The 7,523-nt window shown below is 43.8% G+C and carries 9 protein-coding genes; 7 read left to right on the forward strand and 2 right to left on the reverse strand.

Annotated elements, in window-relative coordinates; genetic code table 11:
• The first annotated feature begins 105 nt into the window (after positions 1-105).
• Positions 106-2,358, forward strand: coding sequence for a PhoX family phosphatase (locus FTV08_RS08730; RefSeq protein ID WP_180087115.1), 2,253 nt, complete (start codon positions 106-108; stop codon positions 2,356-2,358).
• A gap of 53 nt (positions 2,359-2,411) precedes the next feature.
• On the opposite strand, the gene FTV08_RS08735 is transcribed toward FTV08_RS08730, so the two are convergent.
• Positions 2,412-3,191 carry an NRDE family protein gene (locus FTV08_RS08735; protein WP_180087116.1) on the reverse strand — a complete coding sequence of 260 codons (780 nt, stop codon included), beginning with the start codon at positions 3,189-3,191 and terminating at the stop codon, positions 2,412-2,414.
• Between the two features lie 93 nt (positions 3,192-3,284).
• Here FTV08_RS08735 and lgt point away from each other — a divergent pair, with 93 nt between their 5' ends.
• The 3 genes from lgt (at position 3,285) to FTV08_RS08750 (ending at position 4,958) form a co-directional block, all read left to right on the forward strand.
• The gene (lgt, locus tag FTV08_RS08740; RefSeq protein ID WP_005250665.1) at positions 3,285-4,094 is read left to right on the forward strand and encodes a prolipoprotein diacylglyceryl transferase; all 810 of its coding nucleotides are present in this window, start codon (positions 3,285-3,287) and stop codon (positions 4,092-4,094) included.
• 92 nt (positions 4,095-4,186) lie between these two features.
• Positions 4,187-4,579 carry a hypothetical protein gene (locus FTV08_RS08745; protein WP_005107933.1) on the forward strand — a complete coding sequence of 131 codons (393 nt, stop codon included), beginning with the start codon at positions 4,187-4,189 and terminating at the stop codon, positions 4,577-4,579.
• Positions 4,572-4,958, forward strand: coding sequence for a hypothetical protein (locus tag FTV08_RS08750; RefSeq protein ID WP_005107934.1), 387 nt, complete (start codon positions 4,572-4,574; stop codon positions 4,956-4,958). Before FTV08_RS08745 ends, FTV08_RS08750 begins: the two co-directional genes overlap by 8 nt.
• An 18-nt stretch (positions 4,959-4,976) precedes the next feature.
• Here the strand turns inward: FTV08_RS08750 and FTV08_RS08755 are convergent, their stop codons facing one another.
• Complete coding sequence (locus FTV08_RS08755; RefSeq protein WP_005107935.1) at positions 4,977-5,492, reverse strand: hypothetical protein; 516 nt, start codon at positions 5,490-5,492, stop codon at positions 4,977-4,979.
• Positions 5,493-5,910: 418 nt separating this feature from the next.
• Between FTV08_RS08755 and FTV08_RS16385 the strand changes: the two genes are divergently transcribed.
• From FTV08_RS16385 to thyA, 3 genes are all read left to right on the forward strand, one after another.
• Complete coding sequence (locus FTV08_RS16385; RefSeq protein ID WP_257221172.1) at positions 5,911-6,036, forward strand: hypothetical protein; 126 nt, start codon at positions 5,911-5,913, stop codon at positions 6,034-6,036.
• 3 nt (positions 6,037-6,039) lie between these two features.
• Positions 6,040-6,363 (forward strand): lipocalin family protein, encoded by a 324-nt coding sequence (locus FTV08_RS08760; protein ID WP_218947196.1) that lies wholly within the window; start codon positions 6,040-6,042, stop codon positions 6,361-6,363.
• Between the two features lie 182 nt (positions 6,364-6,545).
• Positions 6,546-7,388, forward strand: coding sequence for a thymidylate synthase (gene thyA / locus FTV08_RS08765; RefSeq protein WP_180087117.1), 843 nt, complete (start codon positions 6,546-6,548; stop codon positions 7,386-7,388).
• Positions 7,389-7,523 lie beyond the last annotated feature (135 nt).

Raw genomic sequence — 7,523 nt, forward strand, 5'->3', positions numbered from 1 at the left:
TTAACTTTAATGAAATATTTTCTTAAGATTACTGTCATATCCCAAGCTTAAGGTATTGAAAACTTCTACACCACCAAGCACTTATTTTTTAATTGGGACTTTAAAATGAAAAATGAAGACATGATACCTTGCCAGGATCTGGTTGAAGACAGTAACAACTCAAATAACACGCACTTCCAAACGATTCTGGATCAATATACTAGCCGCCGCAGCTTTATTGCGAAAACTACAAGTGGGGCAATGGCATTAGCATTTGCAGCAACAGTAAGTGGCTGTTCAGATGATGATAATGATTCTGGTACTCCTGACGGTAATCCAACTACACCACCAGACACCACTAGCCCAGATCAACATGCATGGAGTGATCTAAAAGCACGTCCGAATAAATTAGCCTTTGAGCCGGTTCGCAAGAATACCCAAAACTTCTTTAGTGTTCCCGAAGGTTATGAGCTTAAAGTATTGTATGCAGTAGGCGATCCAATCAACCCTGCGTATCCAGAAAAGACCGATGCAACCTTAGCTTCTGGTGCTTCTTACCAGTTCCGTTCAGGCGATAACCATGATGGTATGAGCTTCTTCGGTATGCATCCAACCAACAAAAATTATGCTGCCAAAGAATCAACACAAGGTTTACTTGTTTTAAACCACGAATATCTACAACAATCTCAGCTCCATACACCAGAAGGTACAATTACCATCGATGGTGTACGTCCAGAAGATCAGGTACTCCGTGAAGTGAATGCGCATGGTGTTTCTGTTATTGAGATCAGCAAAGATGCAAATACACAAGACGTTAAAATCAACTTAAATTCTAATTTTAACCGTCGTATCACTGCAGCAACCGAGATGGAAATTAATGGGCCAGCGCGTGGTTCTGACTTAGTCAAAACTATTTTCTCACCAGATGGGACGTTAACTCGCGGTACCTTTGCCAATTGTGGTAATGGTTATACGCCATGGGGAACTTACTTAACGGCTGAAGAAAACTGGAGTGGTTATTTCGCTCGTCAAGCCAATGACACCCGCGCTATTGCAAAAGAAGAAATTTCATTATCACGTTATGGTCGTGGTGGTACTGATGCCCGTTCATCTCAATACCGCTGGAATACCCCTGTTGCTGAATTAACCGGTGATAAAGGACTTTATGATCGTTGGGATATTTCAGTTAAAGGCACAAATGCTTTAGCAGATTATCGTAATGTCATGAATACGTGTGGCTTCATTGTAGAGATTGATCCATTTAGCGCGACTACACGTCCAGTTAAACGTACTGCACTGGGTCGTTTTGCACACGAGGACTGCCGATGTAGTAACCCTATTCCGGGTCAGCCATTAGCTTTCTATATGGGTGATGACGCGACCGGCGAATATATCTATAAATTTGTTTCTGAAGCAGTCTGGGATCCAAAAGACATTAATGGTGGTTATACCGCTGGTGATAAATACATGGATAAAGGGACATTATATGTCGCTAAATTCAATGATGACGGTACAGGTGAATGGCTAGAACTGACTCATGGCAAAAATGGTTTAACTGCTGCCAATGAAATCTATCCGTTTGCAGGCCAAGATGACATCGTCATCAATGCCCGTCTTGCTGCTGACCATGTAGGTGCGACCAAAATGGACCGTCCAGAATGGGTTGCCGTGAATCCTGAAAATGGCGAAGTGTATGTAACCTTAACCAACAACAGCAACCGTGGTCGTGCATATGAAACTGATGCTGCCAACCCACGTAGCTACATCGACTTTAAAGGTTCAAGCGCCAGCAATTCAGGCAATATGAATGGTCATATCATTCGTTTCAGTGAAGCTAAAAATACAGTGACAGCGACAAGTTTTGCTTGGGATATTTTCCTGTTCGGTGCAGAAGCACGTGCTGCTTCTAACATCAACCTGTCAGGTCTGGATGATTTAAATGACTTCTCCAGCCCGGACGGCATGTGGTTCGATCCGCGCGGGATTCTGTGGATTCAGACCGATGATGGTCAGTACACCGATGAAACCAACTGTATGATGCTGGCAGCACTTCCGGGTACTGTGGGTGATGGTGCTAAAGTGATTGCCGCCAGTACCAAGGCAGAAGGACAGGAAACCTTTGTTGGTGCCAAACTCAGTAATGATCGTGTTCGTCGCTTTTTGACTGGTCCATCGGGTTGTGAAATTACCGGCGTGACTATTACCCCGGACTACAAAGCGATCTTTGTCAACGTTCAGCATCCAGGGGGTGCATGGCCAGCCAACCAAAGCGAGCGTTATAGCCGTTTAGGCAAAGTACCTCGCTCTGCGACTGTGGTCATTACCCGTAAAGATGGCGGTGCCATTGCGGGTGAAGCTTTGGAACAAGCGACCGTATAAAAAGCTGTTATTCAAAAATGCCGACATCTGTCGGCATTTTTTATATCCGGTGATTATTTTAGGCTAATTATTTTCTCAATAGTTTGACCTGCGGTTGTACCTTGTTGTGACTTCTCGATCCAGTGCCATTGTCCCTGCTGCATTCTCAAAAAATTTGAGCAGCGGGTGCCATAGGCCGGACTCTGGATAAAAGTCGAAGACAGCAGCTGTTCCATTTCCACGGAGATACCTGTGTCTGGCAGCAGCTCCGGAATCACCTTGCGTTCATCTTCCAGAATATCCCAGACTGCATGACACAAATCTGCTTCTGCGATCTCCTGGTATTGCAGCATCGGTAAAAATTCCTGGGTAAAGCGTTTACGTAAATGGCGGGTCTTGTACCAGTCTTCGCTCATCAGGCCATTCGAAACCACATAGACGCCATGCGCCAGTACTTGTGGTGCTTCACCGCGATTGCTCATATACACCGCCTGATCCTGATCCCCCATAAAAAGATTAAAGCCGGCATAGTCACACTGGCGTTGTTCCAGATCTTGGGCAAATCGGATCGGTGTTAAGTCAGAATCTAAAAAGTTCTGGATGATATGTCCACGTGAAGTCGGATAATGCTCTTTGTCCTGTCCATCACGAAAATTGGTAATTACTGCCCAGCGACCGGAAGCCGTAATCCCCATCCAGGTACCGCCCGACTGTAGATCCTGCCCGGCAATTATCGGACTATTCTCCCATTCATGCAGCTCCTGCGTAGGACGCTGATAGAACTCATCCCGATTTGAAATCAGACATAATGGGCTCTGATCCAGAACCTGCCAAGCCAATGCCACAATACACATAATTTACGCTCTCGATCTTTACACATTGAATGTACAACATTTTTCTTTGCTTTAAGCTAAAATCTGTGCAAAACAGAATCACAAGGAACAGGAATGCTCACCTATCCCAATATTGATCCCGTCGCGATTTCGCTCGGGCCCTTACAAGTCCACTGGTATGGATTGATGTACTTACTGGCATTTTTATTTGCCTGGGGATTGGCGACGTTTCGCGCCAAACAACGTGGCTGGACACCGGATATGGTGTCTGATCTGATTTTCTTCGGTGCTCTCGGTGTGATCATCGGTGGCCGTGTCGGTTATGTCTTCTTCTACGGTTTTTCCCAGTTCCTCGCCGATCCTTTATGGCTGTTCCAGATCTGGACCGGTGGCATGAGTTTCCACGGCGGTTTCCTCGGGGTCATTCTGGCCATGTTGTGGTGGTGCAAGAAATATAAGATGACCTGGTTCCAGACTCTGGATTTTATCGCACCTTGCGTACCGACAGGCTTGATGTTTGGCCGAATTGGTAACTTTATTGGTGGCGAACTGTATGGCCGTCAGGTCACCGACCCAAACTTTGCCTGGGGCATGATCTTTCCGACCGATCCGCTGCAACTGGTTCGTCATCCATCTCAACTCTATCAGGCACTATGTGAAGGCCTGATCCTGTTTATTATACTGTGGTGGTTCAGCTCCAAGCCACGTCCACGTATGGCAGTTTCTGCGCTGTTCCTGATCGGTTATGGCTTGGCACGTTTTGTGGTTGAATTCTTCCGTGAGCCGGACAATGGCCAACTGTTTATTGGCTGGATGAGCAAAGGACAATTCCTGAGCCTACCAATGATCCTGATTGGCTTGTGGATGATGTGGTATGCCTATCAGAAGAAAATATATGACTGGGGTCCACAAAAAAATAGCTGAGAAAATCGCGTAATTTAGCGAGGCAGAGGCCTCGCTTTTTTATACTCAAAATATGCTAAAGTGCCGATTATCTCTTCTATTCTTTCATCATTATGCTTGAGTTCTGGTTTAATCCGCAGGTGTCTGTTCTCAAAAAACTGTTGATCTTTATTGTGATTGCAGCGACAGCTGCAGGCTTGTACTGGATGGAACCGCTGCCCTTAGATTCTATTTTGATGTTTGTCGGTACCGGCATCATTTTTCTGATCTGTCGTTACTGCAAAATCCACTTTGCCAGCAAAAATCCGACCGGTTTGCTGTATAGATTACTGACCTGGATTCCAATTGCCTTATTGATTGCTTTAGTTTTTATGAATATGCAACAGGGCGAAATCCTGATTCCGGGTGCACAAGGCATTGCCTTTATGGCACTGGCAATTTGTCTGTTTTCTCCACTGTCCCTGCTCAATCAGAACAAATCAGATGCAGGTTCACCCCATGCTTGAGTTCTGGTATTCGGAACGCTGTAGCCGTCAAATCAAACTCATCGCCATCATCGCGACCTGTATTTTGATTTATACAGCATCGACTGTGGCCCAGTTAGATCCGGTATTTGTGGGGGTGAGTTTAGCGATTGGAATTGTCGTGCATTTACTACACCATTTCCGCCTGAAAATCTCAAAATCCAATCCCTATGCAAATGGCTTTAGCGCCTTGAGCCGGGTCATCCCCATCATTGCCTTAATTACCCTGTTTGGCTATTTACCAGAACAGCACCAGCAATGGGGCAAATTTGCCTTGGGTCTGCAATGTCTTGGCTTTGCCGCGATTGGATTATTTATCGTTTCAATCTATGAAAGCCGTGCGAAGCGTTTTGAGGACTGATCACTTCGCAGTGTTTTCTTAGAAGTAAGTTTCCAGACGATAGTAACTATAAGTCACGTTTTTATTGCGATAAACCGCATGATCTCGCTGTTTAAAATCCGATACCCAGGCACTACCTGAATAAGCCGCGATATGTCCATATTTATGTCCCTGAGTACGGTCAATAATATAGATATCGCCTTTTTTCGGCCGATCAAAAGAAGCATTAATTTTCTTATAACCCAGCTGCATCAGGGTACTTCCCCAATCTGCTGCTGCGACCGGATGATTCACAATTTTCGCACCAGAAGATTGCAGACCGACACGAATACTGCGCGCACATTTCTGTGTACTGGTATTTCGGGTAATGCCTTGCAGATAACTGGTAAATTTCTCGATATTGATACGATGGCCATTGCTTACGCCTGAAGCGTTACGGACAGTGGCTTTTTGGGATGACTTTTTAGGTCTTTGCTCCGATTGGGAACGCACCATGATATTCGCTTGGACAGGAGCATATACTTCGCTCATGTTTACTTGATGATCATAGATCATGCCTTACCAACCGCTCCTCGCCTGTAATTTAGGCTTTCATATTGTTAACAAGCCGAGAATACTAGTCGTTTAAATGTTATCTTTCACATTAAAAATGTAAATAAATTTGTCTATTTTTCCGGCATTCAAATTAAGCCGTTCTTTCTCATACAGTTACAAAACCCATCATCTTTGCAAAAAAAATGTAAAGCAAAGCCAATTCCAATGCCTTGCAAAGCTTTTTCAGCCTGAAATACGCAAAATGAGTCCTTATCTTTTTCTACTCAAACGTGTGGATTTAATCTGTAGCTCGGCCATTTTCAGATAACATTTCACCACATGATTACATCATTTTGAGCTTTACCGCCTGTATTACACTGATGCGGCATTTTTAAACCTTGAACTAAACTTTAACTATTGAACTAAACAGAGAAGAAAAATGAGTCAGACTTTAAGTACCGTTTCAAATTTTAATTTAGAACAATATTTAAGTACCTGGTATGACTTTGCACACTTGCCGATGAAGCGCCAACCTGAAGACAGCACCGATATTTCTGCGGTATAGAGCTTGAATGAAAATGGCAAGGTGGATGAAGCCATTGCTGAAGCGACCATTGTCGATGCAGAACATGCCAAGCTCGAAGTCAGCTTTTTACCTGAAGGCCTGCGTTGGATTCCCTTTACCAAGGGCGATTACTGGGTATTAAAAATTGATCCAGATTATCAGACCGCGCTTGTAGGCGAACCGAATAAAGAATATTTATGGCTATTGCATCGCAATACCAGTCTGGACGCAGCGACTCAACGTGAATATTTAAGTTATGCAGAATCCTTGGGATATGATCTGTCTGATCTGATTCATACAGTTCATACTGGCCATAAAACCGTTTAAGCTGCAATCAAAAGACCTCCATCAGGAGGTCTTTTTTATTCTCAATTTGGGCGATGAAAGCTCATCAAAAAATGCTATGATGTGCGCAATTTAAATTGTCCCTTTCGACAGAAAATTGATTATAAAATAATCCGTTCTGCTGTTAAAACGGCAATTTTCAACAGATTCAAATAGAGAGAACTATGCGCCAATATCTTGACCTTTTACAACATATCCTCGACAACGGCGGCGATAAAGGCGACCGTACCGGTACAGGTACACGTTCGGTATTTGGTCATCAGATGCGCTTTGATCTTTCCCAAGGTTTTCCTTTACTCACCACTAAAAAAGTTCATTTCCGTTCTATCGTGATTGAACTGTTGTGGTTCCTGAAAGGCGATACCAATGTTCAGTATTTAAAAGACAATAAAGTCTCGATTTGGGATGAATGGGCGACCGCAGAACAAACTGCGCGTTTTGGCCGTCCTGAAGGCGAATTAGGCCCAGTATATGGTCACCAATGGCGTAATTTTGGTGCCAGCAAAAATGCAGACAATAGTTATAATCAGGACGGTTTTGACCAGATCAAATGGTTGATCAATGAAATTAAAACCAATCCAAATTCGCGCCGTCTGATTGTATCTGGCTGGAACCCGAATGAAGCAGGTCAGGTCGCCTTACCCCCTTGCCATACCCTGTTCCAGTTCTTTGTACACAATGGCAAATTGTCTTGCCAGTTGTACCAGCGCAGTGCCGATGTTTTTTTAGGTGTGCCATTTAATATTGCCAGCTATGCTTTATTAACGCATATGATCGCGCAAGTCTGTGATCTGGAAGTGGGTGACTTTATCTGGACTGGTGGCGATACTCACTTATACAGCAACCACTTCGAGCAAGCACAGTTACAGCTCAGCCGTGAGCCATTAGGCCTTTGTCAATTAAAACTAAATCCTAAGATCAAAGACCTGTTCGATTTCAACTTTGAAGATATCGAAATTGTCGGGTATGAATCTCATCCCGGAATTAAAGCCCCTGTCGCAGTTTAAGACTTAATTACTTAAAAATTCTTTAGCTTTAATGGATTTTTAAATTAAGCTGAAATTAGCTTTATTTTCCTTTATAGTTACCATGACCAAATCCTGCTTTTTATAAAGCGGGATTTTGTTATATGTGATATTCAA

Origin of the sequence: Acinetobacter sp. YH12226, assembly GCF_013417805.1 — a bacterium.
In the GTDB taxonomy this organism is placed as follows: Bacteria; Pseudomonadota; Gammaproteobacteria; order Pseudomonadales; family Moraxellaceae; genus Acinetobacter.

Bases quoted from the DNA above. Each gene is read 5' to 3' on its own strand.
- FTV08_RS08745 (WP_005107933.1), top strand. From the start codon at position 4,187: ATGCTTGAGTTCTGGTTTAATCCGCAGGTGTCTGTTCTCAAAAAACTG.
- FTV08_RS08750 (WP_005107934.1), top strand. From the start codon at position 4,572: ATGCTTGAGTTCTGGTATTCGGAACGCTGTAGCCGTCAAATCAAACTC.
- FTV08_RS08730 (WP_180087115.1), top strand. From the start codon at position 106: ATGAAAAATGAAGACATGATACCTTGCCAGGATCTGGTTGAAGACAGT.
- lgt (WP_005250665.1), top strand. From the start codon at position 3,285: ATGCTCACCTATCCCAATATTGATCCCGTCGCGATTTCGCTCGGGCCC.
- thyA (WP_180087117.1), top strand. From the start codon at position 6,546: ATGCGCCAATATCTTGACCTTTTACAACATATCCTCGACAACGGCGGC.
- FTV08_RS08735 (WP_180087116.1), bottom strand. From the start codon at position 3,191: ATGTGTATTGTGGCATTGGCTTGGCAGGTTCTGGATCAGAGCCCATTA.
- FTV08_RS16385 (WP_257221172.1), top strand. From the start codon at position 5,911: ATGAGTCAGACTTTAAGTACCGTTTCAAATTTTAATTTAGAACAATAT.
- FTV08_RS08755 (WP_005107935.1), bottom strand. From the start codon at position 5,492: ATGATCTATGATCATCAAGTAAACATGAGCGAAGTATATGCTCCTGTC.